Annotated in this window: 22 protein-coding genes and 1 pseudogene; 8 read left to right on the top strand and 15 right to left on the bottom strand. The window is 70.5% G+C overall.

Annotated features, from left to right (window positions below):
* Positions 1–31 precede the first annotated feature (31 nt).
* Positions 32–1,273 (top strand): protein kinase, encoded by a 1,242-nt coding sequence (locus A5696_RS23505; protein ID WP_197517058.1) that lies wholly within the window; start codon positions 32–34, stop codon positions 1,271–1,273.
* 78 nt (positions 1,274–1,351) lie between these two features.
* On the opposite strand, the gene A5696_RS23500 is transcribed toward A5696_RS23505, so the two are convergent.
* Genes A5696_RS23500 through A5696_RS23490 form a run of 3 tightly spaced genes read right to left on the bottom strand, consistent with a single transcriptional unit; the run spans position 1,352 to position 4,159 of the window.
* A complete protein-coding gene (locus tag A5696_RS23500) occupies positions 1,352–2,740 on the bottom strand; it encodes a class II 3-deoxy-7-phosphoheptulonate synthase (protein WP_067883389.1) in 1,389 nt (462 codons plus the stop codon).
* A 45-nt stretch (positions 2,741–2,785) separates the two neighbouring features.
* Positions 2,786–3,289: a polyadenylate-specific 3'-exoribonuclease AS gene (locus A5696_RS23495; RefSeq protein WP_067883388.1), complete on the bottom strand. Its 504-nt coding sequence runs from the start codon at positions 3,287–3,289 to the stop codon at positions 2,786–2,788.
* A 9-nt stretch (positions 3,290–3,298) separates the two neighbouring features.
* Positions 3,299–4,159 (bottom strand): hypothetical protein, encoded by an 861-nt coding sequence (locus A5696_RS23490; protein WP_197517060.1) that lies wholly within the window; start codon positions 4,157–4,159, stop codon positions 3,299–3,301.
* A 114-nt stretch (positions 4,160–4,273) separates the two neighbouring features.
* On the opposite strand from A5696_RS23490, the gene A5696_RS23485 reads away from it, so the two are divergent.
* Positions 4,274–5,557: a glycosyltransferase 87 family protein gene (locus A5696_RS23485; protein WP_067883386.1), complete on the top strand. Its 1,284-nt coding sequence runs from the start codon at positions 4,274–4,276 to the stop codon at positions 5,555–5,557.
* On the opposite strand, the gene A5696_RS23480 is transcribed toward A5696_RS23485, so the two are convergent.
* The 5 genes from A5696_RS23480 to A5696_RS23460 form a co-directional block, all read right to left on the bottom strand.
* Complete coding sequence (locus tag A5696_RS23480; RefSeq protein ID WP_067883385.1) at positions 5,550–6,278, bottom strand: 1-acyl-sn-glycerol-3-phosphate acyltransferase; 729 nt, start codon at positions 6,276–6,278, stop codon at positions 5,550–5,552. The genes A5696_RS23485 and A5696_RS23480 overlap by 8 nt on opposite strands.
* A gap of 84 nt (positions 6,279–6,362) precedes the next feature.
* Complete coding sequence (locus A5696_RS23475) at positions 6,363–6,752, bottom strand: hypothetical protein (RefSeq protein WP_067883384.1); 390 nt, start codon at positions 6,750–6,752, stop codon at positions 6,363–6,365.
* Entirely contained in the window at positions 6,749–8,032 is a 1,284-nt protein-coding gene (locus A5696_RS23470) for an ArsA family ATPase (protein ID WP_156738562.1), read from the bottom strand. Before A5696_RS23470 ends, A5696_RS23475 begins: the two co-directional genes overlap by 4 nt.
* Positions 8,025–8,462, bottom strand: a complete 438-nt coding sequence (locus A5696_RS23465; RefSeq protein ID WP_067883418.1) for an SRPBCC family protein — start codon at positions 8,460–8,462, stop codon at positions 8,025–8,027. Before A5696_RS23465 ends, A5696_RS23470 begins: the two co-directional genes overlap by 8 nt.
* A 104-nt stretch (positions 8,463–8,566) precedes the next feature.
* Complete coding sequence (locus tag A5696_RS23460) at positions 8,567–8,956, bottom strand: polyketide cyclase / dehydrase and lipid transport (protein ID WP_067883382.1); 390 nt, start codon at positions 8,954–8,956, stop codon at positions 8,567–8,569.
* Positions 8,957–9,112: 156 nt separating this feature from the next.
* Between A5696_RS23460 and A5696_RS23455 the strand changes: the two genes are divergently transcribed.
* Positions 9,113–10,915 (top strand): long-chain fatty acid--CoA ligase, encoded by a 1,803-nt coding sequence (locus A5696_RS23455; RefSeq protein WP_067883381.1) that lies wholly within the window; start codon positions 9,113–9,115, stop codon positions 10,913–10,915.
* A 66-nt stretch (positions 10,916–10,981) separates the two neighbouring features.
* On the opposite strand, the gene pimB is transcribed toward A5696_RS23455, so the two are convergent.
* The 4 genes from pimB to A5696_RS23435 form a co-directional block, all read right to left on the bottom strand.
* Positions 10,982–12,115, bottom strand: a complete 1,134-nt coding sequence (pimB, locus tag A5696_RS23450; RefSeq protein ID WP_067883380.1) for a GDP-mannose-dependent alpha-(1-6)-phosphatidylinositol monomannoside mannosyltransferase — start codon at positions 12,113–12,115, stop codon at positions 10,982–10,984.
* A gap of 10 nt (positions 12,116–12,125) precedes the next feature.
* On the bottom strand, positions 12,126–12,959 hold the full coding sequence (locus tag A5696_RS23445; RefSeq protein ID WP_067883379.1) for a hypothetical protein: 834 nt from the start codon (positions 12,957–12,959) through the stop codon (positions 12,126–12,128).
* A 43-nt stretch (positions 12,960–13,002) separates the two neighbouring features.
* Positions 13,003–14,184, bottom strand: coding sequence for a peptidoglycan hydrolase RipC (gene ripC / locus A5696_RS23440; RefSeq protein ID WP_156738560.1), 1,182 nt, complete (start codon positions 14,182–14,184; stop codon positions 13,003–13,005).
* A 185-nt stretch (positions 14,185–14,369) separates the two neighbouring features.
* Complete coding sequence (locus A5696_RS23435; RefSeq protein ID WP_067883378.1) at positions 14,370–14,615, bottom strand: hypothetical protein; 246 nt, start codon at positions 14,613–14,615, stop codon at positions 14,370–14,372.
* Between A5696_RS23435 and A5696_RS23430 the strand changes: the two are divergent.
* Positions 14,609–16,612 (top strand): annotated as a pseudogene (locus A5696_RS23430) (DEDD exonuclease domain-containing protein); the annotation flags it as partial. The gene A5696_RS23435 and the pseudogene A5696_RS23430 sit on opposite strands and share 7 nt — an antisense overlap.
* Here the strand turns inward: A5696_RS23430 and trpD are convergent.
* A complete protein-coding gene (trpD, locus tag A5696_RS27340; protein ID WP_156738559.1) occupies positions 16,550–17,641 on the bottom strand; it encodes an anthranilate phosphoribosyltransferase in 1,092 nt (363 codons plus the stop codon). The pseudogene A5696_RS23430 and the gene trpD overlap by 63 nt on opposite strands.
* A gap of 138 nt (positions 17,642–17,779) precedes the next feature.
* Between trpD and A5696_RS23415 the strand changes: the two genes are divergently transcribed.
* Genes A5696_RS23415 through A5696_RS23400 form a run of 4 tightly spaced genes read left to right on the top strand, consistent with a single transcriptional unit; the run spans position 17,780 to position 22,173 of the window.
* Entirely contained in the window at positions 17,780–18,391 is a 612-nt protein-coding gene (locus A5696_RS23415; protein ID WP_067883377.1) for a heme-copper oxidase subunit III, read from the top strand.
* Between the two features lie 25 nt (positions 18,392–18,416).
* Positions 18,417–19,283, top strand: a complete 867-nt coding sequence (locus tag A5696_RS23410) for a c-type cytochrome (protein WP_067883376.1) — start codon at positions 18,417–18,419, stop codon at positions 19,281–19,283.
* Entirely contained in the window at positions 19,280–20,488 is a 1,209-nt protein-coding gene (locus A5696_RS23405; RefSeq protein ID WP_067883375.1) for a ubiquinol-cytochrome c reductase iron-sulfur subunit, read from the top strand. Before A5696_RS23410 ends, A5696_RS23405 begins: the two co-directional genes overlap by 4 nt.
* Entirely contained in the window at positions 20,485–22,173 is a 1,689-nt protein-coding gene (locus A5696_RS23400) for a cytochrome bc complex cytochrome b subunit (protein ID WP_067883414.1), read from the top strand. The genes A5696_RS23405 and A5696_RS23400 overlap by 4 nt, the downstream gene beginning before the upstream one ends.
* Before the next feature lie 129 nt (positions 22,174–22,302).
* Here A5696_RS23400 and A5696_RS23395 read toward each other — a convergent pair whose 3' ends face one another.
* Both A5696_RS23395 and A5696_RS27335 read right to left on the bottom strand, forming a co-directional pair.
* Positions 22,303–22,947, bottom strand: coding sequence for a DUF2561 family protein (locus A5696_RS23395; protein ID WP_067883374.1), 645 nt, complete (start codon positions 22,945–22,947; stop codon positions 22,303–22,305).
* A partial coding sequence (locus A5696_RS27335; RefSeq protein ID WP_082969117.1) for an MmpS family transport accessory protein occupies positions 22,947–23,289 on the bottom strand: 343 nt, incomplete at its 5' end. The genes A5696_RS27335 and A5696_RS23395, both read right to left, overlap by 1 nt.

Below are 23,289 nucleotides of genomic sequence, written 5' to 3'. Positions count from 1 at the left end.
TGCACGGGCGTTCCGCACCTACTATGGCCCCGTGGCCGGAGCTGGGACGGGGGACCCGATGGAGGGCGCGTTGCTGGACGGCCGCTACCGCGTCGAGTCCCGGATCGCCAGCGGCGGCACCTCGACGGTGTATCGCGGGCTGGACGTCCGCCTCGACCGGCCGGTCGCGGTGAAGGTCATGGATGCCCGTTACGCCGGCGACGACCAATTCCTGACCCGATTCCAGCTCGAGGCACGCACGGTCGCCCGGCTGAAAAACCCCGGGCTGGTCGCCGTCTATGACCAGGGCCTGGACGCCCGGCACCCGTTCCTGGTGATGGAGCTCATCGAGGGCGGCACCCTGCGCGAGCTGCTGGCCGAGCGCGGTCCGATGCCGCCGCACGCGGTGGCCGCGGTGCTCCGCCCGGTCCTGGGCGGGCTGGCCGCCGCGCACCGGGCCGGCCTGGTGCATCGCGACGTCAAACCCGAGAACGTCCTGATCTCCGACGACGGCGATGTCAAGATCGCCGATTTCGGGTTGGTCCGCGCCGTCGCGGCCGCAGGCATCACCTCCACCAGCGTCATCCTGGGGACGGCCGCCTACCTGTCGCCCGAGCAGGTGCGCGACGGCACCGCCAGCCCGCGCAGCGACGTGTATTCATCCGGGATCCTCACCTACGAGCTGCTGACCGGGCGCGCGCCGTTCACCGGCGACTCGGCGTTGTCGGTCGCCTACCGCCGCCTGGACGCCGACGTCCCGCCGCCGAGCGCGGCGATCGACGGTGTGCCACCGCAATTCGACGACCTGGTGCTGCGGGCGACGGCCCGCGACCCCGCCGACCGGTACGCCGACGCGGTCGAGATGGGCGCCGACCTCGAGGCCATCGCCGAGGAACTCGCCCTGCCGGACTTCCGGGTGCCGGCGCCGCGCAACTCCGCCCAGCACCGATCGGCGGCGCTGCACCACCTGCGGATGAGCGAGCGCCTGGCGGCCGCGCAACCCGCTCGCCCGCCGGTCGCGGCCCCGGTCCGCCACCCCACCCGCCAGTTGACCCGCGGGCCCGAGGACTGGGCCGAGCCCGCCCGCCCGGCGGCCCGCGAGCGCGAACCCGACGAGTACGAATATCAGCCGGTCTCAGGCGAATTCGCCGGCATCGCGATGAGCGAGTTCGTCTGGGCCCGTCAGCGCGCCCGGCGGATGGTGCTGATCTGGGTGGCGATCGTGCTCGCGTTCACGGGGTTGATCGCGACCGTGGCCTGGACGATCGGCAGCAACCTGACCGGCCTGCTCTGAGAGCCTCTTCCCCGCGAGCAGACGCAAAAGCCCCCAACACGCCGATGAAAACGGTGCTTTTGCGTCTGGTGGCGGAAGCTAGTCGCGCAGCATCTCGGCGACCAGGAAGGCCAACTCCAGCGACTGCTGGGTGTTCAGCCGCGGGTCACACGCCGTCTCGTAGCGGCCGGCCAGGTCGGTGTCCGAAATATCTTGCGCCCCACCGAGGCACTCGGTGACGTTCTCGCCGGTGATCTCGACGTGGATGCCGCCGGGGTGGGTGCCCAGGGCGCGGTGCACCTCGAAGAAGCCCTGCACCTCGTCGACGATGCGGTCGAAGTGCCGGGTCTTGTAGCCGTTGGACGACTCGTGGGTGTTGCCGTGCATCGGGTCGCACTGCCAGATCACCTGGTGCCCGGCGGCCTGGACCTTCTCGACGATCGGCGGCAGCAGGTCGCGCACCTTGTTGTTGCCCAGCCTGCTCACCAGCGTCAGCCGCCCCGGCTTGTTGTGCGGGTCGAGCCGCTCGACGTATTCGACCGCCAGCTCAGGGGTCATCGTCGGGCCGATCTTGACGCCGATCGGGTTGGCGATCACCTCCGCGAACGCGACGTGCGCGCCGTCGAGCTGACGGGTGCGCTCCCCGATCCACACGGTGTGCGCCGACAGGTCGTACAGCTGCGGCTCGCCGCCCTCCACATCGGACAGGCGCAGCATGGCCCGCTCGTAGTCGAGCACCAAAGCCTCGTGGCTGGCGTAGATCTCGGCGGTCTGCAGGTTGCGGTCGGCCACCCCGCAGGCACTCATGAACCGCAGTCCGCGGTCGATCTCGGTGGCCAGCGCCTCGTACCGCGCGCCGGCCGGCGAGGTCCGGACGAATTCGCGGTTCCAGTCGTGCACCAGGTGCAGCGACGCCAGCCCCGACGAGGTCAATGCCCGCACCAGGTTCATCGCCGCGCTGGCGTTGGCGTAGGCGCGCACCAGTCGCGACGGGTCGTGCTCGCGCACCGCGGCGTCGGGGGCGAAGCCGTTGATCATGTCGCCGCGGTAGGACTTCAGGCCCAGCGCGTCGACGTCCGCCGAGCGGGGCTTGGCGTACTGGCCGGCGATGCGGGCCACCTTGACCACCGGCATGCTCGAGCCGTAGGTCAGCACGACGGCCATCTGGAGCAGGGTGCGGATGTTGCCGCGGATGTGGGGTTCGGTGTTGTCGACGAACGTCTCCGCGCAGTCGCCCCCCTGCAACAGGAAGGCCTCACCCCGGGCGACCTGGGCCAGCTGTTCCTGCAGCCGGACGATCTCGGACGGCACGGTCACCGGCGGCACGCTCTCGAGGACCGTGCGCATCGCCGCGGCCTGTTCGGCGTCCCAGCTGGGCTGCTGGGCGGCCGGCTTGGCCAGTGCGGCGTCCAGGCGCGCGCGCAGCTCGGTCGACAGCGGCGGCAGCGGCGGCAGCTGTTCGATCGGTATGTCGACGGTCCAGTTCATCGGTCCATGGTAACCGGGGTTCTCCTCACGACTGATCACGCCTGATCAGGGCGAACGCCCCTGCGGGCCCTCACCGGACGTGATCAGCCGGAACCGGCGCAGCTGGTCACGGGCGTCGACCAGGGCGTCGTGCGCGTCCCGCGGCCGCGGGGGCATCCGGGGCGACCCGCGCTCCTCCCACAACTGCCGCAATTCCCGGGTGAAGCGCGGTATCGCCTGGGGCAACGCCGGCATCGCCCCCCACAGCTGACACAGGGCCACGTGGTCGTAGGCCCCCACCCAGGCCCACAGCTCGATCGGCTCGCCGCCGTCCACGCGCAAGAACTCCTCCAGGTCCAGCCGGATCTGCTTGCGCGAGCGCCACAGCGGCGACGACGGCGGCGGCAGCTTGGGCAGCACGTTGGCGCGCACCCAGTTGCCGGCGCGCTCCGGGTCGAATTCGGTGGACACGGCGTAGTACTCGCGGCCGTCCTCGGCCACGACCCCGATCGAGATCAGTTCGATGGTGCGGCCGTCCTCGATGAACTCGGTGTCGTAGAAGTACCGCACCGGCGCAGCCTATCGGCTGATCAGGATGGGCCCCGTCGGCGCAGGTGCGGGGTGCACGTCGTGGTCGAGCTGCGCGTCGACCGTGCGCTTGTCGGGCAGGCGCGGGGTGCCGGCGATCGCGCACTGCACCAACAGCTTGACGCGCACCACCGGGCGCCGCAGCCGCCGTTCCCGCTGCAGCGCGCGGCGCATCTTGTCGGGCTGGGTGGTGTAGCGCCACCGGGCCCAGGGGGCGTGCGGGCGCGACAACCGGATCGCGCCGATGACCAGCAGCACGACGATGAACATGCCGAGCAACCCGGTCCAGACCTTGCCCTTGAGCACCACCACCACGGCCAGCGGCAACGTCAGCACCAGCGCGCCGGCCACGCCGGCGCGCAGGGCCACCGAATCGGCCGCGTGCCAGAACGGAAGGAAGAACATCAGCGGGTGCAGGCCCATGATCAACAGCCCGGCCACCGCCACCGCGGCGAATACGGCGTCCACCGACGTGCGCCCGTCTTCCTCCCAGTAGACGTCGGAGAGATGCAGGATCAACGCGTATTCGTCCAGCACCAGAGCGGCCCCGACGCCGAAAAGTGTCGCGGCCAAGGTGAATTCGGGCTCTTGGCCGCTGATGGAAAGGGTGACCAGCGTCAACCCGGAGAGCATCACCAGGACCACCCCGAACGCCACATGGTGGATGTGCAGCTCGCCGATGTGCACGTTGCGCGGGTGCCACCATCGCGTCGGACGGCCGGCGACGGCGCGGTGCCGGATGAGCCGCACGAACGTTCGCGTCACGAAAAAGGTCAGGATGAAGGCCACCAGGCAGCACAGCAGCGGCAGCCGGCCGCGGTCGATGATGTCGTGCGCGAACCAGTGGGCCACCCCGAACAAGAACCAATGGAGCACGTTAGAAACCTACGCCTGCACGTCGCGACAGGGCGGGAGCCGCGCTGCGACACCTGGCCCGCGGTCGCACCGATTACGCTGTTGGGCGACATGAGTAGATGGCGGGCCCCCGGCGTGGGCAGTCAACCCGGGCGGGTCTTGCTGTGGTGCCTGCTTTGGCTGGTGGCGGGCGCGGCGATGTATTACGTGGCCGGGCGGCTGTTCGGCCACACGCCGTACCGCATCGACATCGACATCTATCAGCTGGGCGGCCAGGCCTGGCTGGACGGGCGCCCGCTGTACCGCGGGGATGTGTTGTTCCACACACCGATCGGGCTGAACCTGCCGTTCACGTATCCCCCGCTGGCGGCCATCGTGTTCTGCCCGTTCTCCTGGCTGCACATGCCGGCCGCCAGCGTCGCGATCACGCTGTTGACGCTGGTGCTCCTGGTCGTCTCGACGGCCATCCTGCTGACCGGCCTCGACGTGTGGCAGACGTCGGCCGTGGTGCCCGGTCCGGCGTGGCTGCGCCGGCTGTGGCTGGCCGTGCTGATCGCGGCGGCGGCGACGATCTGGCTGGAGCCGGTCGCGTCGAACTTCGCCTTCGGCCAGATCAACGTCGTGCTGATGACCCTGGTGATCGCCGACTGCGTGCCGCGCCGCCTGCCGTGGCCGCGCGGGCTGTTGCTGGGCCTCGGCATGGCGCTGAAGCTCACGCCGGCGGTGTTCCTGCTCTACTTCCTGCTGCGCCGCGACAACCGCGCGGCGCTGACCGCGCTGGCGTCGTTCGCGGGGATGACCCTGCTGGGCTTCGCGCTGGCGTGGAGCGATTCGTGGGAATACTGGACCCACACCGTGCACCACACCGACCGCATCGGTGAGGCCGCGCTGAACACCGACCAGAACATCGCCGGCACCCTGGCCCGCCTGGGGCTCAACGAGCATGAACGCTTCCCGCTGTGGGTCGCCGCGTGCCTGGTGGTGCTGGCGCTGACGATCTGGGCGATGCGGCGGGTGCTGCGCGCGGGCGAGCCGATCCTGGCGGTGATCTGCGTGGCCCTGTTCGGGTTGGTGGTCTCGCCGGTGTCCTGGTCCCACCACTGGGTCTGGGCGCTGCCGACCGTGCTCGTGACCGGGGTGCTGGCCTGGCGGCGCCGAAACATGGCGCTGGCCGTGCTGAGCGCCGCCGGGGTGGCGCTGATGCGGTGGACGCCGATCGACCTGCTGCCCAAGCACCACGAGACCACGGCGAACTGGTGGCGCCAGCTCGTCGGGGCGTCCTACGTGTGGTGGGCGCTGGCGGTGATCGTCGCGGCCGGGCTGACCGTCACCGCGCGGATAGCGTCGCGGGATTCGGCCGCGCAGACGCTGGCGCCGGTGTCGGCGATCAGCTGACGGCGGTCTCGGGAATCCGTGCGGTGTCACCGGCCGGGTCGGCGCCGTTGCTGCGTTCCTTGACGCTGGCGGCGTAGATGTCGACGTACTCCTGCCCGGACAGGCCCATCAGCTCGTAGATGACCTCGTCGGTGACGGCCCGCTCGATGAAGCGGTTGCCGGCCATGCCCTCGAAGCGGGAGAAGTCCATCGGCTTGCCGAAGCGCACGGTGACCCGCCCGGGGCGCAGCATCGTGGTGCCCGGCGGGTTGACCACGTTGGTGCCGATCATCGCCACCGGAATCACCGGAACCCCGGTGTGCAGCGCCAGGCGCGCGAGCCCGGTCTTGCCCTTGTACAGGCGGCCGTCGGGCGACCGGGTGCCCTCGGGGTACATGCCCAGCAGCTTGCCGTGGGCCAGCACCTGCTCGGCGGTGTTGAGCGCGGCCTGCGCGGCGTCGGCGTCGGTGCGGTCGATCGGCACCTGCCCGACGGCGGTGAAGAACCAGCGGCTGAACCAGCCTTTGAGCCCGGTGCCGGTGAAATATTCGGACTTCGCGAGGAAGGTGATCCGCCGCCGCACGACCAGCGGCAGGAAGAAGCTGTCCATGACGGCCAGGTGGTTACTCGCCAGGATCGCCGGCCCGGAACTCGGAACGTATTCCAGCCCTTCGACTTTCGGTCGACCGAGCAGGGTGAGCAACGGGCCGAGCAAGACGTACTTGAATAGCCAGTACCACATGGCCCTCCCTCTCGCCCGCACCTGCCGTGTTTGCGCCAACTGTACCGACCCGCGGCGGAAGGGACCACCTTCGGCGCGGCCGGGTCACTCCTCGATGGTGACCGGGATGGGTTGGTAGCGCGTCTTGGCGGTCGCATCGCCGGCGGGCGTCCCGACGTCGGGCTGGGCGCCGCCGCCGGGCGGTCCGTCGGGCGGCGGTTCGGCCGACCGGTTCAAGTCGTCGACGATCGCGCGGATCGCGTCCAGCAGCGCGATGCTGTGGTCGGCGACGACGGTGAGCAACGGGTGCTGATCGCCGGTGGCCAAGGCGGCCAGCGCGCACACCGGACACCACACCTGCTGGCACTTGCCGGTCCCGACTCCCGCGCCCGCCGTCAGCGCGGCCGCCGCCCGCACCGCGGGGTCGATGCCGTCCAGGATCGCCTGCGCAAGCCTGCGCAGCTCGGGACCGATCTCGGGGTGAGCCCCACTCACTTTGGCCACACCTCCGGGTCCGGTCGAAAGCGAACCGTCAGCTCGCTACCCCGCAGCTGCGCGTCGAGCACCGTGCAGCGCCGCAGCACGGACGCCAACCGGACCCTGCGCCGCAACCCTCCGGCGCTGATGATCAGGTCGTCGTCGACTCGGCCCAACGACAGTCCTCCGGGATCAAGCTGCGGCAACGTTAGCCGCATACGGTATATCGACCCAAGCCCCGACCCGGATTCGAGGTCCACCACGGGCCGCAGCGGCCCGGGGGGCGCCGCCCCGCCGCGCCGGCGGGCGCCGTCGAGCAGCGCGCCCAGCGCCTTGGGGCCGATCGGCTCGCCGGACAGGTGCGGGGTCAGCACCAGCGCCACGTCGCCGATGGTGGCGTCGAGTTCCTCGAGCACGGCGCGTTGCTCGGCGATGCGTTCGGCGTACCAGTAGAACGCCGGATGTTCGGGCAGGTTCCGGTACTCATAGGACTCGTCCTCGGTGAGGACCTGGTTGACGATCAGCTCCTCGACCCGCACGCCCATCAGCGACAGGGAGCCCAGCGTCCGCGCCGCCTCGGCCGCCACCACCCGCTCGGGGGTCAGCACCAGGTGCGCGGTAACCAGCTCGCCGTCGGTCAGCACCGCGTTGAGCTTCTCGACGCTGGCGCTGATGCGCTCCAGCAGCTCGACCATCGCGGCCGAGCGGGCGTCGTCGCCGGCGACGGACAGCCTGCGATGGCGCGGCCACGCGCGTTCGACGTAGAGCCCAAAGGTGGCCGGCAGGGTCAACATTCGCAGCGCGTCCGCGGTCGAGGCGCAATCGACGACGATGCGATCCCATCGCCCGGAGGCGGCGAGCTCGCCGACGGCGTGCAGCCCCAGCACCTCCTGAACACCCGGCAGCGCCGAAAGTTCTTCCGGTGCAATGGTGCTGAGCTCGGAATCGGGAAATCGGCGATCAAGCGTGTCGACCACGCCGCGCCACCGGGACTCGAGCAGCTGCAGCGTGTCCAGCGCCAGCGCGTCGAGGAAGCCGCCGCCGGCCTCCGCCCCCCCGGTTTCGAGGTCGGCGAGCACCCGAACCAGCTCGCCCTGGCCGCCGGGCGGGACCGCGACGCCCAGCACGTCGCCCAGCGAGTGCGCCTGGTCGGTGGACACGACCAGCACCCGCCGCCCCGCGCCCGCGTCGCAGACGGCGGTGGCGGACGCCAGGGTGGACTTTCCTACCCCGCCCTTCCCGACGAAAAGACTGATCCGGGCCGGGGTGGTCGCCCGGAATTCACTGGACTCACTCAGCCTCGACTCGTTTCTTCAGTTCCTTCAAAGCCGTGTCGGTCAGCCTGCGCTCGGCCTTGCGCTTGAGCATTCCGATCATGGGGAGGGACAGGTCAACCGAAAGTTCATAGGTGACGTCGGTGCCAGATCCCTTGGGCGTCAGGCGATACGAGCCTTCGAGCGAGCGCAGCAGCGAGCTGGAGACCAGGGTCCAGCTCAGCGACTGGCGGTCCGCCGGCCACTGGTAGGACATCACCATGGTGTCTTTGATGATTCCGGCGTCCATCACGAACCGCACGACCTTGGGGTAACCGTCGGCGCCCCGCTCCTGCACCTCGGCTTCCTTATATTCCGAGATCCATTCCGGGTAGGAATCGATATCGGCGATCACCCCCAGCACCGTACCGGGGTCGGCCTCGATGTGGATGGTCTGCGTCGTCTTCTCCGCCACCTGGCTGCTGCCCTCTCTCCCGCGCGCGGGTAGGCCCCGCGACATACCGGATTACCCCGGCCTCCGGGCCGAAACGGTACTCCTACCGCCGAACCTTGATCCGGCTAAACTACCGGAGAAACGCCGACCGGACGTGAGCGTTCCGCCGTCCTTTTGACCTCGAAGGCCATTTTCTTGCCCGCCACCCGACGGCGGTGCGTCATCTTCGCCAGGTTCAGCTTGGCCAGCTGCCAGGCCGCTACGCCGGTGGGCTCGGCGTGCAGGAAGTAGTGCAGCACCACGCCGTCCAACGACGGTTCCAGCCAGATCTCCATCGTGCCGGTCAGCGCGCCGGTGACCGTCCACCGCATGCCCTTTTCGGCGCGATCCTCGACGACCTGCAGCCGAAGGTCCGGCCACCACCGGCGCCAGCACGACGGATCGGCGACCACGGCGCCGACACGGGCGCCGTCGGCGGCGACGAACGTCTCGTCGGCGATCTGGATGCTGTTCACCGTCCCAGCTTCACACACCGATCGGAATCGCCGGTATCCGGCGCCGCAGTGCGGTGCGGGCCGGGTGGACCTCGGCCGTGCTGCTCGAAGCGCGGATTAGGCTGGGCCACAGCAAGCCGGCACCCGGAACGTGACGAGCCAATCGAGGTCATCAGAGTGCGTGAGTACAGTGTCCCCGCCCGCTTTACCGTCGGCGAGCACGAAAGCGTCGCGGCCATGGTCTTCGACCACGAGCGCGATGACCCGAGCTTCGTCATCTTTCAGCGCCAGGTCGACGGCGTGTGGACCGACGTCACGTGCGCCGAGGCGGCCAGGCATGTCCGCTCGGCCGCGCTGGGTCTGATCTCCCTCGGCGTGCAGGCCGGCGACCGGGTGTCCATCTTCTCGGCCACCCGTTACGAGTGGGCGATCCTGGACCTGGCGATCCTCTCGGTGGGCGCGGTCACCGTGCCGATCTACGAGACGTCGTCGGCCGAGCAGGTGCGCTGGGTGCTGCAGGACTCCGAAGCGGTGGTGGCCTTCGCCGAGACCGACGCGCACGCCGCGATGGTCACCGAACTGACCACCGATCTGCCGGCTTTGCGCCGGGTGCTGCACATCGACGGATCGGGCCCCAAGGCGCTCGACCAGCTCGCCGAGGCCGGCGCGGCGGTGGAGCCGGCCGAGCTGACCGCCCGCCTCGAGGCGCTGCGCGCCGACGACCCCGCGACCCTGATCTACACCTCGGGCACCACCGGCCGGCCCAAGGGCTGCCAGCTCACCCACTCCAACCTGCTCTACGAGTCCCGCGGCGCCAAGGAGTGCCTGCCGACGCTGCTGAACGAGGGCCAGCGGCTGCTGGTCTTCCTGCCGCTGGCTCACGTGCTGGCCCGGTCACTGACCCTGTCGGCGTTCGCGAACAAGGTCACGGTCGGGTTCACCAGCGACATCAAGAACCTGCTGCCGATGTTCGCGGTGTTCAAGCCGACGGTCGTGGTGTCGGTGCCGCGGGTGTTCGAGAAGGTCTACAACACCGCCGAGCAGAACGCCGTCAACGACGGCAAGGGGCGCATCTTCGCGATGGCCGTGCAAACGGCGGTCGACTGGAGCCAGGCCCACGACGACGGCGGGCCCGGGCTGCTGCTGCGTGCGAAGCACGCGTTGTTCGACCGGCTGGTCTACCACAAGTTGCGCACGGCGCTGGGCGGCGACTGCCACGCGTCGGTCTCGGGCGGTGCCCCGCTGGGCGCGCGGCTGGGCCACTTCTACCGCGGCGTCGGCCTGACCATCCACGAGGGCTACGGGCTGACCGAGACCAGCTCCGCCATCACGGTCAACCAGGTCGGCAGGGTCAAGATCGGGACGGTCGGCACCCTGCTGCCGGGCAACAGCATGCGCATCGCCGACGACGGCGAGTTGCTGGTGCGCGGCGGCGTGGTCTTCGACGGCTACTGGCGCAACGAGCAGGCCACCAGCGACGCGTTCACCGACGGCTGGTTCAAGACCGGCGACCTGGGGGCGCTGGACGAGGACGGCTTCCTGAAGATCACCGGCCGCAAGAAGGAGATCATCGTCACTGCCGGCGGCAAGAACGTCGCGCCCGCGGTGCTCGAGGACCAGCTGCGGGCGCACCCCCTGATCAGTCAGGCCATGGTGGTCGGCGACGCCAAGCCGTTCATCGGCGCGCTGATCACCATCGACCCGGAGGCGTTCGTCGGCTGGAAGGAGCGCAACCACAAGCCCGCCGAGGCGTCGGTCGGCGACCTGGCCACCGACCCGGACCTGTTCGCCGAGGTCGACGCGGCCGTCAAGAACGCCAACCTGGCGGTGTCGCACGCCGAGTCGATCCGCAAGTTCCGCATCCTGCCGGTCGACTTCACCGAGGACACCGGCGAGCTGACCCCGACGATGAAGGTCAAGCGCAACGTGGTGGCCGAAAAGTTCGCCGCCGACATCGAATCGATCTACGAGAAGGATTAGCCGCGAGCAGACGCAAAAGTCCCCATTTCGGCATGAAATCGGGGACTTTTGCGTCTGCTCGCACACTTAGCCGCCCAGCAGTTCGCCCAGCCGGGCGGCCAGCGTGTCCCAGCGCCACTGCGAGGTCACCCAGGCGCGCCCGGCCGCGCCCATCGCGGCGGCCCGGTCGGGATCGGCCAGCAATTCGGCGACGGCCTCGGCGACCTCGTCCACCGAGCGGCCGTCCACCACCAGCCCAGTCTTGTTGTGCTGCACCGTTTCCGGGGCCCCACCGGACAGGCCGGCGATGACGGGCACGCCGGTCGCCGAGGCCTCGAGGAAGACGATGCCCAGGCCCTCGACGTCCATCCCGGCGCCGCGGGTGCGGCACGGCATCGCGAACACGTCGGCCAGCGCGTGGTGGGCCGGCAGTTCGGCGGCCTGCACGCCGCCGGTGAACGTCACATCCTCGGCCACGCCGCGATCGCGGGCCAGCGTGCGCAACGCCTCGAGGTACGGTCCGCCGCCGACGACGACCAGCGCCGCCCCGTCGACGCGCCGCCGGATCGACGGCAACGCCTTGATCAGCGCGTCCTGGCCCTTGCGCGGCACCAGTCGCGACAGACACACGACGACCGGCCGCTCGCCCAGCCCGTAGCGGGCGCGCAGCTCGGCCCGGGCGGCGGGGTCGGGCCGGAACCGGTCGGTGTCCACCCCGGGCGGCAGGTACTCCAGCCGCGCCGCGGGCCCGAAGGCCGACGCGAAGCGCGAACGCGTGTAGCGGCTCACGAAGGTCACGACGTCGGTGCTGTCGCCGATGCGACGCAGCACCGACCGCGCGACCGGCAGCATCGACCAGCCCACCTCGTGGCCGTGGGTGCTGGCCAGCACGCGGGTGGCGCCGGCCTGCCGGGCGCGCGGCGCCAGCAGCGCCAGCGGCGCGGCCGCGCCGAACCAGACGGTGTCGATGCCGTGCTCGCGAATCAGCCGGCGCATCCGGGCGTCCACCGCCGGGCCGGGCAGCATCAGGGTGCCGGGGTGGCGCACCACGCGGTAGCCGGCGGCGGCGGCCGAGTCATCGAAGGCGTCGGCCCCCTTCCATTGCGGCGCGTACACCGTCACCGAATGCTGCGTCAGTCGGCCGACGAACTCGCCCAGGTAGGACTGGATGCCGCCCGGGCGGGGCGGAAAGTCGTTGGTTACCAGCAGGACCCGGCTCACCTGGGTCAGGCTAGCGGGCCAGCCATTGGTGCCATCGCACCAGCAGGCCGGCCGTGTCGGTGCCGAGGACGTCGTGCACCGCGGTGCGCACGTCGGCGTGGCCGATCCCGCATGCGGCCAGGTACAGGTCACGCAACTTCGGCGCCCCGTAGGTGTCGGCGACGAAGCGGGCGAACCACCATGCCTTGTCGTACGCCAGCGAGCGCTGGGGACCCGGCTCGTCCAGCTCGCTGTCGGCCGGCATCGTCAGCGGCACCGGCAGTGCGTCGGCGGGCACCGCGGTCTGCGGCCGGGCGACGAAGTCGGCGACCCCTTCGGTGAGCCACCGGGGCGCGTCCGCGGCGGTGTCGGCGCGGGCGGCGTAGTGAAACAGCTCGTGCGTCAACACAATTCGCAGCGCGCTTTCGTTCATGGTCACCGCGCCCGGGGCGAAGACGATCCGTTGACCGAAAGCGGCGTGGTGGGTGGGATCGACGCGGTCGGCCACCGTCACGGCCGCGATGTCGGCCCACTGCGACGCCGGTCCCCCGCCGGCGGCGGCCCGGAACTGTTCGTCCGAGCCGGTGGCGAGGATCGAGATGTCGTGCGGCCAGTCGCCGCCCCAGAAGGACGTCACCGCGGTGATCGCGCCACCGATGCCGGAGGCCACCCGCGACAGCAGCCGGTCGCTGACGGCGCCGCCCAGGCCGACGAGCCGGACCGTACGGTCGCCGACGACCAGCGACCTCGCCGCGGCGCCCACCTGGCTGCGGGCGGGCGTGACCAGCTGCGCGTGCCGGGCCTTGCCGTCGCCGGCCGCGTCGAACGGCACGGCCGCGGCCACGATCAGCTCGAGGGCGAACACCCAGGCCAGCAGGAGCGGCAGCCGACGCCGCCGACTGAGGGGGTCAGTAGCGACGGGCGTCGTGGATCGGGCCGGCGGCATTCATCGGCACCACCCGCACCGGCACGCCGTAGGTGGAGGAGTGGATGACCATCCCGTCGCCGACGTAGATGCCGCTGTGCGACGCATCGGAGTAGAAGGTCACCACGTCGCCGGGCTGCAGGTCCGACAGCGCCACCGGCTGACCGCCTTGAGCCTGCGCCTGGCTGGAGTGCGGCAGCGAGATGCCGGCCTGCTGGAACGCCCACATCACCAACCCGGAGCAGTCGAAAGCGCCGGGTGAGGCGCCGCCCCACACATAGGACGAGCCGACCTGGGTCAGCGCCGCCTGCACGACGGTCGCGCGGTCACCGCCGCCCACGCCGCCGGGGGGCAGCATCCCGGGCATCCCGGGCATCCCCGGCATCCCGGGCATCATTCCGGCGGGTTGCGGAGCGTCGGCGGGCGGCGGTCCGCCCGGCTGCGGCACCGCGTCCGGCGCCGGCGCACCTGGCGGCGGCGCGGCCGCCGGGACCTGCCCGGGGTCGGCGAGCGCCGTGCGTTGCTCCGGCGTCAGGGCCACGTACTGCGATTTGACGACGGCGATCTGCACCTGCAGCTGGCTCTGCTTGGACTGCAGGCTCGCGCGGACCGCGGCGGCCTGCTCAGCGGCGCTCTTGGCGTCGGCCGCGGACTTGGCGGAGGCCTGCTCGGCCTTGGCGGCCTGCTCGCTGGCGGCCCGGAAGCTCGTCATCTGCGTGCGCATCTGCGCCGCCATCAGCCGCTGCACGGCCAGCTTGTCGATGAGGCCCTGCGGCGATCCCGCGGTCAGCATGGCCTCCATGCCGTCGACGCGGCCGCCCATGTATTGCGCGGCGGCGAGCTTGTTGACGGCGCCCTGGAAGGAGGCCAGGCGCGCCTTCGCCGAATCCACGGCGGCCTGGTCGTCGGCGTGCTTCTTTTCCGCCGCCTGCTGGACCGCCAGCTTCTTGTTCAGGTCGAGCTGCGCGCTGTGCATCGCCTCGGTGGTCTGTTCTGCCTGGCGGGACAGCTGATTCAGTTTGGCCAGCGCGTCCTCGGCCGGATCGGCCACGGAGTTCGCGGCGAAAACCCCCGAGAAGACCACCAAGCCCGCTAACGTACCTAGGGCAGAACGTGTGATGACACGCGCACAGGGGTACATAGAGTCGAGCCTCAAAATTTGCATCCTTAAACGGCCTGGACTGGCACTGCAGGAGCGCCGTCGGACTAGTTTAGGTCTCAAACAGGTTACGAAACGATATCGACGTTTGTCCAAACCGGATCGTTAAGAAATCGGAAAGATTTCTGTCGTTACTATGTGAATGTTGGCAATCCCCTAAGACGCTTGAGCGGTTTTGGCGCACAAGGCAATTAGGCTACACCGGCCCCACGGTCCCGACGAATCGGCACCAGCCGCAGCCTCGGCGCCAGCCCGGCATCGGCGAGTACCTCGAGTGCGGCCCGTTCGTCGTGCAACAGGGTCTCCGGAACGCCGAGCAACACGCTGACCACGCAGTCGCGGCATCCCGGGCCGCGCACCGCGCACTCGTCGCAGTCGATCACCACCGGTGCCTCCGGACCGGACGCCGCCTCGCCCTTGCCGCTGCCGTATGCCATCTCGGGCCGTCCTCTCGGTCGTTCGAACGCTGAAGTTTCGCGCGCTGATCCGCACGCTAGCCGGGGGCACCGACATCGAATCCGCCGTCGATCCGCCCGGCGTGGGAAGCAGACCGCTGTCGGTGCGAGTGCCTAACCTCTCCGCCATGAGTGGTGCGGCTCAGCTGAGTTTCGCCGACTTGGGAGCGCGCTGGCACCCGGCCGCCACCCCGATCGACGAAATCCCTTTGCGCGAAACCACTTTCGTCGTCGTGGACCTGGAGACCACCGGCGGACGCACCAAGAGCGCCGACGGCGGACCGTGCGACGCCATCACCGAGATCGGGGCGGTCAAAGTGCGCGGCGGCGTCGTGCTCGGCGAGTTCGCCACCCTCGTGGACCCGCAGCGCGCCATCCCGCCCCAGATCGTGCGGCTCACCGGGATCACCACGGCGATGGTGTGCGACGCCCCGACCATCGACGCCGTGCTGCCGATGTTTTTCGAGTTCGCCGGCCTGGACCACGGGGCGGTGCTCGTGGCCCACAACGCCGGGTTCGACGTGGGGTTCCTGCGGGCCGCCGCGCAGCGCTGCGCCATCCCCTGGCCCCGTCCCCAGGTGCTGTGCACCGTGCGCCTGGCCCGCCGGGTGCTCGGCCGCGAGGAGGCCCCCAGCGTGCGGCTGGCCGCCCTGGCGCGGCTGTTCGCGGTGGCCACCCAACCGACGCACCGCGCGCTCGACGACGCCCGGGCGACCGTCGACGTCCTGCACGCGCTCATCGAGCGAGTGGGCAACCAGGGCGTGCACACCTATGCCGACCTGCGCTCGTATCTGCCCGACGTGACGCCCGCCCAGCGCAGCAAACGCGTTCTCGCGGAAGGCCTTCCGCACCGGCCCGGCGTGTACCTGTTCCGCGGCCCGGCGGGTGAAGTGCTCTATGTCGGGACCGCCGTCGACCTGCGGCGCCGGGTCGGCCAGTACTTCACCGGCGCGGATCCCCGCGGCCGGATGAAGGAGATGGTCACGCTGGCCGGCGCGGTCGACCATGTCGAGTGCGCGCATGCGCTGGAGGCCGGCGTGCGGGAGCTGCGGTTGCTGGCCGCGCACGCCCCGCCCTACAACCGGCGGTCGAGGTTCCCGCAGCGGTGGTGGTGGCTGGTGCTGAGCGACGAGGCGTTCCCGCGGCTGTCGGCGATTCGGGCTCCGCGGCACGACCGCGCCGTCGGCCCGTTCCGGTCCCGCACCGATGCGATCGACACGGCGGCGCTGCTGGCGCGGTTCACCGGCCTGCGGACGTGCACCGCGCGGCTGGGCCGTTCGGCCCTGCACGGACCGGCCTGCCCGGAGGTCGAGGTGTCGCCGTGCCCGGCCGCCCGGGGTGTCACCGCCACCCGGTACGCGGCGGCCGTGGCGGGGGCCGGGGCGCTGATCGACGGGCTGGACAACGCCGCGCTGGCCGCCGCCGTGCGCCACGTCGCCTCGCTTGCCGAGCAACGCCACTTCGAGAGCGCCGCGCGCCTGCGCGACCGCACCGCCACCGCCATCGAGACGCTGTGGCGCGGCCAGCGGCTGCGGTCGCTGGCCGCGGTGCCCGAGCTGATCGCCGCCGCGCCCGATGGTCAGGGCGGCTACCACCTCACCGTGATCCGCTACGGCCAACTCGCCGCGGCCGGCGCCGCCAGGCGCGGGGTGCCCCCGATGCCGGTGGTCGACGCCCTTCGGGCCGGCGCGCAGACGATCCTGCCGACGGCGGCCCCGCTGGGCGGCGCGCTGGTCGAGGAGACCGCGCTCGTCGCGCGGTGGCTGGCCACCCCAGGGGTGCGCATCGTGCGGGTGGCCGGCGTTGACGATGCCGGGTGGAGCACCCCGCTGCGGTCGGCCGGCGCCTGGTCGGCGTGGGCGGCCCTGGCGCGTTCGGCGCGGCTGGCCTGGCAACAGGATCCGGCGCAGGGGGGCTCAGAGCTGCTGGCCGAACCGCACCCATCGCGCGAGCAGGTGTTCGGCCGCCCCGGAGTCGATGGCCGCGCAGGCGCGCCGCAGCCCGTCCTCCCAGGCCGGCAGCCATTCAGCACGGCTGGATAGGCCGGCGTGCGCGACGATCGCCCCGGCGGCGTTGAGCACCACCGCGTCGCGGACCGGGCCCTTGGCCCCGGCCAGCACCGCGCGCGCCTCCGCCGCGTTGGCCTGCGCGTCGCCGCCCAGCAGCTCGTGCAGCTCGGCCCGGGCGAACCCGAATCCGGCCGGATCGAACGTCAGCCGGTCCACCGTGCCGGCCTGCACCCGCCAGATCGTGCTGGTGGTCGTGGTGGTCAGCTCGTCGAGCCCGTCGTCGCCGTGCACCACCAGCACGCTGGACCGGCGTGCCGCGAACACACCGGCCATCACCTCGGCGAGGCCGGCGAACGCGCAGCCGATCAGGCCCGCCCGCGGCCGAGCCGGATTGGTAAGCGGCCCAAGGAGATTGAACACGGTGGGCACCCCGAGCTCGCGGCGCACCGCGGATGTGTGCCGGTACGACGGGTGGAACAGCGGCGCGAAGCAGAACCCGATCCCGGTCTCGGCGAGGCTCCGCGCGACCTGGTCGGGCTCGAGGTCGATGCGCACCCCGAGCGCCTCGAGCGTGTCGGCGCCCCCGGACAGCGACGACGACGCCCGGTTGCCATGCTTGACCACCGGCACCCCCGCGGCGGCCACCACGATCGCGGCCATGGTGGACAGGTTGACCGTGTTGACGCCGTCGCCGCCGGTGCCGACGATGTCGACGGCGTCGTCCGGGACCGCGCCCGCGGGCATCGGGCGGGCGTGGCGCAGCATCACGTCGGCCAGCTCGCTCACCTCGGCCGCGCTGGGCACCTTCATCGTCATCGCCACCGCGAAGGCGGCGATCTGGGCCCGGCCGGCCGCGCCGGCCATGATCTCGTCCATGGCCCAGGCGGCCTGGCCCCGCCCCAGTTCCTGACCGCCCGTCAGGCGGCCGAGCACCTGCGGCCACGACGGCGACTCCCCGGGGGCGCCCCGGGGAGGGCGGGCTTCAGGCGACGCGGCCACGCGCCGATGGTCCCACGAGGGTCAGCCGCCCGCCCAACCGTTGCTCCCAGCGCGCCGGTGGGGGCGGGCGGAACGCCGATTCGAGAAATTTCGGACCCGGGTAGAGTTCGACAACTACAAAGCGTCATACTTGCGGATGTGACCAGCGCTGTGGGGACCTCGGGTACTGCGATCACGTCGCGAGTGCATTCGCTGAATCGGCCGAACATGGTCGCTGTCGGCACCATAGTGTGGCTGTCCAGCGAACTCATGTTCTTTGCTGGCCTGTTCGCGATGTACTTCACGGCGCGGGCTCAGGCGGGCGGCAAATGGCCGCCGCCGCCGACCGAGCTGAACCTCTATCAGGCCGTGCCGGTGACGCTGGTGCTGATCGCGTCGTCGTTCACCTGCCAGATGGGCGTGTTCGCGGCCGAGCGCGGCGACGTGTTCGGGCTGCGCCGCTGGTATGTGATCACGTTCCTGATGGGCCTGTTCTTCGTCCTCGGCCAGGCTTACGAGTACTACCACCTGGTGTCGCATGGGACCACGATCCCCGGCAGCGCCTACGGCACGGTGTTCTACCTGGCCACCGGCTTCCACGGCCTGCACGTCACCGGCGGGCTGATCGCCTTCATCTTCCTGCTGGCCCGCACCGCGATGAGCAAGTTCACGCCGGCGCAGGCGACGGCCAGCATCGTCGTCTCCTACTACTGGCATTTCGTCGACATCGTGTGGATCGCGCTGTTCACCGTGATCTATTTCATCCGCTGACCAGGCGAAGGACAGGAGTGCTCGGTTGAAGAAACTGGGGTCTACCCGAAACGGTGCCCGGCGTGGCCAGCCGCGAAAAGGGCACAGCGACCGCTCGCGACGGCGCCTGCGGCGGCGGTTGTCGGGCGGGCTGCTGCTGCTGATCGCCCTGACCGTGGCCGGCGGCCTGGCCGCCGTCCTCACCCCCACGCCACAGGTGGCCGTCGCCGACGAGAACTCCTCGGCGATCCTGCGCACCGGCAAGCAGCTTTTCGACACGTCCTGCGTGTCCTGCCACGGCGCCAACCTGCAGGGCGTGGCCGACCACGGCCCCAGCCTGATCGGCGTCGGCGAGGCGGCCGTCTACTTCCAGGTGTCCACCGGCCGCATGCCGGTGATGGCCGGCGCCGCCCAGGCTCCGCGCAAGGAGCCGATCTTCGACGAAGCTCAGATCGACGCGATCGGCGCCTACGTGCAGGCCAACGGCGGCGGCCCCACCACCGTGCGCAACCCCGACGGCAGCCTGGCGATGCACTCGCTGCGCGGTGACGACGTCGGCCGCGGCGGCGACCTGTTCCGGCTGAACTGCTCGTCGTGCCACAACTTCACCGGGAAGGGCGGGGCCCTGTCGTCGGGTAAGTACGCGCCCGACCTGGGCGAAGCCAACGAGCAGCAGATCCTGACCGCGATGCTGACCGGACCCGAGAGCATGCCGAAGTTCTCTGACCGCCAGCTGTCCTTCGACGCCAAGAAGGACATCATCGCGTACGTGAAGACCGTCACCGAGGAGCGGCAGCCGGGCGGCTACGGCCTGGGTGGCTTCGGACCCGCGCCCGAGGGCATGGCCGCGTGGATCATCGGGATGGTGGCCGCCATCGGGCTGGCACTGTGGATTGGGGCGCGAGCATCATGAGCGAGCAAGACGTGCGCGGCTCGGACACCGACAAGGGCGGAGCGGGGGCACCCCACGAGCCCAGCGACGCCGCGCTGGCCGCGATGTCGCAGCAGGAACTGGTGGCCCTCGGCGGCAAGATCGACGGCGTCGAGACGGTCTACAAGGAGACGCGCTGGCCGGTCGAGGGCACCAAGGCCGAGAAGCGCGCCGAGCGCTCCGTGGCCCGCTGGCTTTTGCTGGGCGGCTTCTTCGGGGTGGCGCTGCTGCTGGTCTTCCTGTTCTGGCCGTGGGAGTACAAGCCGAAGGACGCCCCGGGCAGCCTGCTGTACACGCTGGCCACCCCGCTGTACGGCCTGACCTTCGGCATGTCGATCCTGTGCATCGCGATCGGCGCGATCCTGTACCAGAAAAGGTTTATCCCCGAAGAGCTTTCGATCCAGGAGCGCCATGACGGCGCCTCACGCGACATCGACCGCAAGACGGTGGTTGCCAACCTGGCCGACGCGTACCAGGGCTCGACGATCGGGCGGCGCAAGCTGGTCGGCCTGTCGCTGGGCGTGGGGCTGGGCGCGTTCGGGCTGTCCACCCTGGTGGCGTTTGCCGGCGGCCTGATCAAAAACCCGTGGAAGCCGGTGGTGCCGACCGCGGACGGCAAGAAGGCCGTGCTGTGGACGTCCGGGTGGACCCCGCGCTACAAGGGCGAGACCATCTTCCTGGCGCGTGCCACCGGTTCGGCCGGCTCCTCGCCGTTCATCAAGATGCGCCCCGAGGACCTCGACGCCGGCGGCATGGAGACCGTCTTCCCGTGGCGGGAGTCCGACGGGGACGGCACCACCCCGGAATCGCAGGAGAAGCTCCGCGCGATCAACCAGGGCGTCCGAAACCCCGTGATGCTCATCCGGATCCGGCCCAGCGACATGTCGCGGATGGTCAAGCGCCAGGGCCAGGAGAGCTTCAACTGGGGCGAGTTCTTCGCCTACACCAAGGTCTGCTCGCACCTGGGCTGTCCCGCGTCGCTGTATGAGCAGCAGACCTACCGGATCTTGTGCCCCTGCCACCAGTCGCAGTTCGACGCCCTGCACTTCGCCAAGCCGATCTTCGGCCCCGCGGCGCGTGCATTGGCGCAACTGCCCATCACGATCGACTCCAACGGGTACCTGGTCGCCAACGGCGACTTCATCGAGCCCGTCGGACCGGCATTTTGGGAGAGGACGACGACATGAGCCCCAAACTGAGTCCCCCGAAGATCGGTGACGTCCTGGCCCGCCAAGGCGAGGACATCGATACGCGCTACCACCCGTCGGCGGCGGTGCGCAGGCAACTCAACAAGGTGTTTCCCACCCACTGGTCGTTCCTGCTGGGCGAGATCGCGATGTACAGCTTCATCGTGCTGCTGCTCACCGGCGTGTACCTGACGCTGTTCTTCGACCCGTCGATGGCCGAGGTCACCTACAACGGCGCCTACCAACCGTTGCGCGGCGTCGACATGTCCAAGGCCTTCGCCTCGACCCTGGACATCTCGTTCGAGGTGCGCGGCGGGCTGTTCGTGCGCCAGGTACACCACTGGGCCGCTTTGCTTTTCGCCGCATCGATCATGGTGCACCTGGCGCGGATCTTCTTCACCGGCGCGTTCCGCCGACCCCGTGAGGCCAACTGGGTGATCGGTTCGCTGCTGCTGATCCTCGCCATGTTCGAGGGCTACTTCGGCTACTCGCTGCCCGACGACCTGCTGTCCGGCATCGGGCTGCGCGCCGCCCTGTCCTCGATCACGTTGGGAATGCCGGTGATCGGCACCTGGCTGCACTGGGCGCTGTTCGGCGGCGACTTCCCCTGCGGTGGCATCGGCAACGAATGCGCGACCGTGGGCGCCATCATCCCGCGCATGTACGCCCTGCACATCCTGCTGCTGCCGGGGATCATCCTGGCGCTGATCGGGCTGCACCTGGCGTTCGTGTGGTTCCAGAAGCACACCCAGTTCCCCGGGCCCGGCCGCACCGAGCACAACGTGGTCGGCGTGCGGGTGATGCCGATCTTCGCGGTCAAGTCCGGCGCGTTCTTCGCCGCGATCGTCGGTGTGCTCGGCCTGATGGGCGGGCTGCTGCAGATCAACCCGATCTGGAACCTGGGCCCCTACAAGCCGTCTCACGTGTCGGCGGGCTCGCAGCCGGACTTCTACATGATGTGGACGGAGGGCCTGGCCCGTATCTGGCCGCCGTGGGAGTTCTACTTCTGGCACCACACCATTCCGGCCCCGGTCTGGGTCGCGCTGCTGATGGGCCTGATCTTCATCCTGCTGATCATCTACCCGTTCCTGGAGAAGCGGTTCTCCGGCGACTACGCGCACCACAACTTGCTGCAGCGGCCGCGCGACGTGCCGGTGCGCACCTCGATCGGCGCGATGGCGATCGCCTTCTACATGGTGCTCACCCTCGCGGCGATGAACGACATCATCGCGTTCAAGTTCGACATCTCGCTGAACGCGACGACGTGGATCGGGCGCATCGGGATGGTGATCCTGCCGCCGTTCGTCTACTTCATCGCCTACCGGTGGTGCATCGGGCTGCAGCGCAGCGACCGCGAGGTGCTCGAGCACGGCATCGAGACCGGCATCATCAAGCGGCTGCCGCACGGCGCCTACATCGAGCTGCACCAGCCGCTCGGCCCCGTCGACGCGCACGGTCACGCGATTCCGCTGGAGTATGAGGGCGCCCCGGTGCCCAAACGGATGAACAAGCTGGGCTCCGCCGGCTCGCCCGGCAGCGGCAGCTTCCTGTTCGCCGACCCGCCGTCCGAGGACGCCGCGTTGCGCGAGGCGGAGCATGCCGCCGAGCACCGCGAGCTGACCGCGCTGCGCGAATACCAGGAGAGCATCGTCGGCTCCTCCAACGGCGAACACGACGAGCACTGAACCGCACCAAGCCAAGAGTGCGCCGCGAGACATCAACTCTTGCGGCGCATTTCGGCGTGTCCTCGCAGAGGTTTATGTGTCGCGGCCCCAGGAGACCCGGCCCCAGGAGAACCGAGGGAGCCTGTGCGCCTAGCGCGCGTCCCGCAGGTCGCGTAACTGGCGGATGTGCAGCCATTCCACCACCGGCATCGCCGCGGTGACGACCCCGGCCACCGCGTAGCCCACCCAGGATGGGCCGTCGTGACCGACGGCCATCAGGTACGTCGCCGCGGCGGCCGCAATCAGGGCGGCGCCCATGGTGCCGGTCAGAATGACGGTGCCGCGCAACCACACCCGATCCACCGCGGCGCCCGACCACTCCGTCGCCGGCTCCGCCGCCTGCATCCGCGGCTGGCGCGCCCGCTCGGCCGCGGTGCGCGGCGCGGGGGCCATCAGGCGCACCGGGGGCCGGTGCGGCGTGCGCCCGGCACCCGCGCCGGGCCGGGTCGCCGGCTCGATCAGGCCCATGCGGCGCGCCCGCAGCAGCACCGGGATCGCCCCGGCGATGATCAGCGCGGAAATCGCGATGACGGCGTACAACACCCACGAGGTGTGCGAGCCGCCGGGCGTCTTGTGGAAGCCCCGGCCGAGATCCACCAGGGCGACGGCGGCCGCCACGCTGACGCCCAGCAACACCAGCCAGACGGCCGCGCAGGCGCCGAGCAGGAGGCGGTCGATGACGTCGGGCGGGATGCTGTCCGAACCACGCCGGTAGGCCGAATACCTGCTGACCATCAGCAGCTCGTCTGCGGTGCGTCGCTGTTGTTCGACGACAGCACCGTTCCGTCGCTGGTGGTGATCGAGCAATTGAGCCGGCTGACCCGGAACAGGCTGGATGCCTGGACCGATCCGACGTCGGACGTGGAGATCGGTGTCACGGTCATCGACCACGGGATGTACACGTTGTGCTGGGTGCGGGACCGGCCGGACGCGTCGACGTACGTCACCGAGATGATGTCACCCGGAGCCTTGGTGCCGGTCACCGAATAGGTGACCTGCCGCGGCCCGGCGGGTGTCGTCGTGGTGGCCGGGGGCGGTGCCGCCGCGGTCGGCGTGGCCGCCGGCGGGGCCGGCGCC

It is taken from the genome of Mycobacterium sp. E2699 (genome assembly GCF_001666745.1).
In the GTDB taxonomy this organism is placed as follows: Bacteria; Actinomycetota; Actinomycetes; order Mycobacteriales; family Mycobacteriaceae; genus Mycobacterium.
The sequence above is the reverse complement of the archived record's forward strand: the minus strand, read 5'-3'. Positions and strand labels throughout refer to the sequence as shown.

Coding starts and splice junctions, on each gene's coding strand:
- A5696_RS23500 (WP_067883389.1), bottom strand. CDS start 2,740: ATGAACTGGACCGTCGACATACCGATCGAACAGCTGCCGCCGCTGCCG.
- A5696_RS23485 (WP_067883386.1), top strand. CDS start 4,274: ATGAGTAGATGGCGGGCCCCCGGCGTGGGCAGTCAACCCGGGCGGGTC.
- A5696_RS23480 (WP_067883385.1), bottom strand. CDS start 6,278: ATGTGGTACTGGCTATTCAAGTACGTCTTGCTCGGCCCGTTGCTCACC.
- ripC (WP_156738560.1), bottom strand. CDS start 14,184: ATGCAAATTTTGAGGCTCGACTCTATGTACCCCTGTGCGCGTGTCATC.
- A5696_RS23435 (WP_067883378.1), bottom strand. CDS start 14,615: ATGGCATACGGCAGCGGCAAGGGCGAGGCGGCGTCCGGTCCGGAGGCA.
- A5696_RS23405 (WP_067883375.1), top strand. CDS start 19,280: ATGAGCGAGCAAGACGTGCGCGGCTCGGACACCGACAAGGGCGGAGCG.
- A5696_RS23400 (WP_067883414.1), top strand. CDS start 20,485: ATGAGCCCCAAACTGAGTCCCCCGAAGATCGGTGACGTCCTGGCCCGC.
- A5696_RS23395 (WP_067883374.1), bottom strand. CDS start 22,947: ATGGTCAGCAGGTATTCGGCCTACCGGCGTGGTTCGGACAGCATCCCG.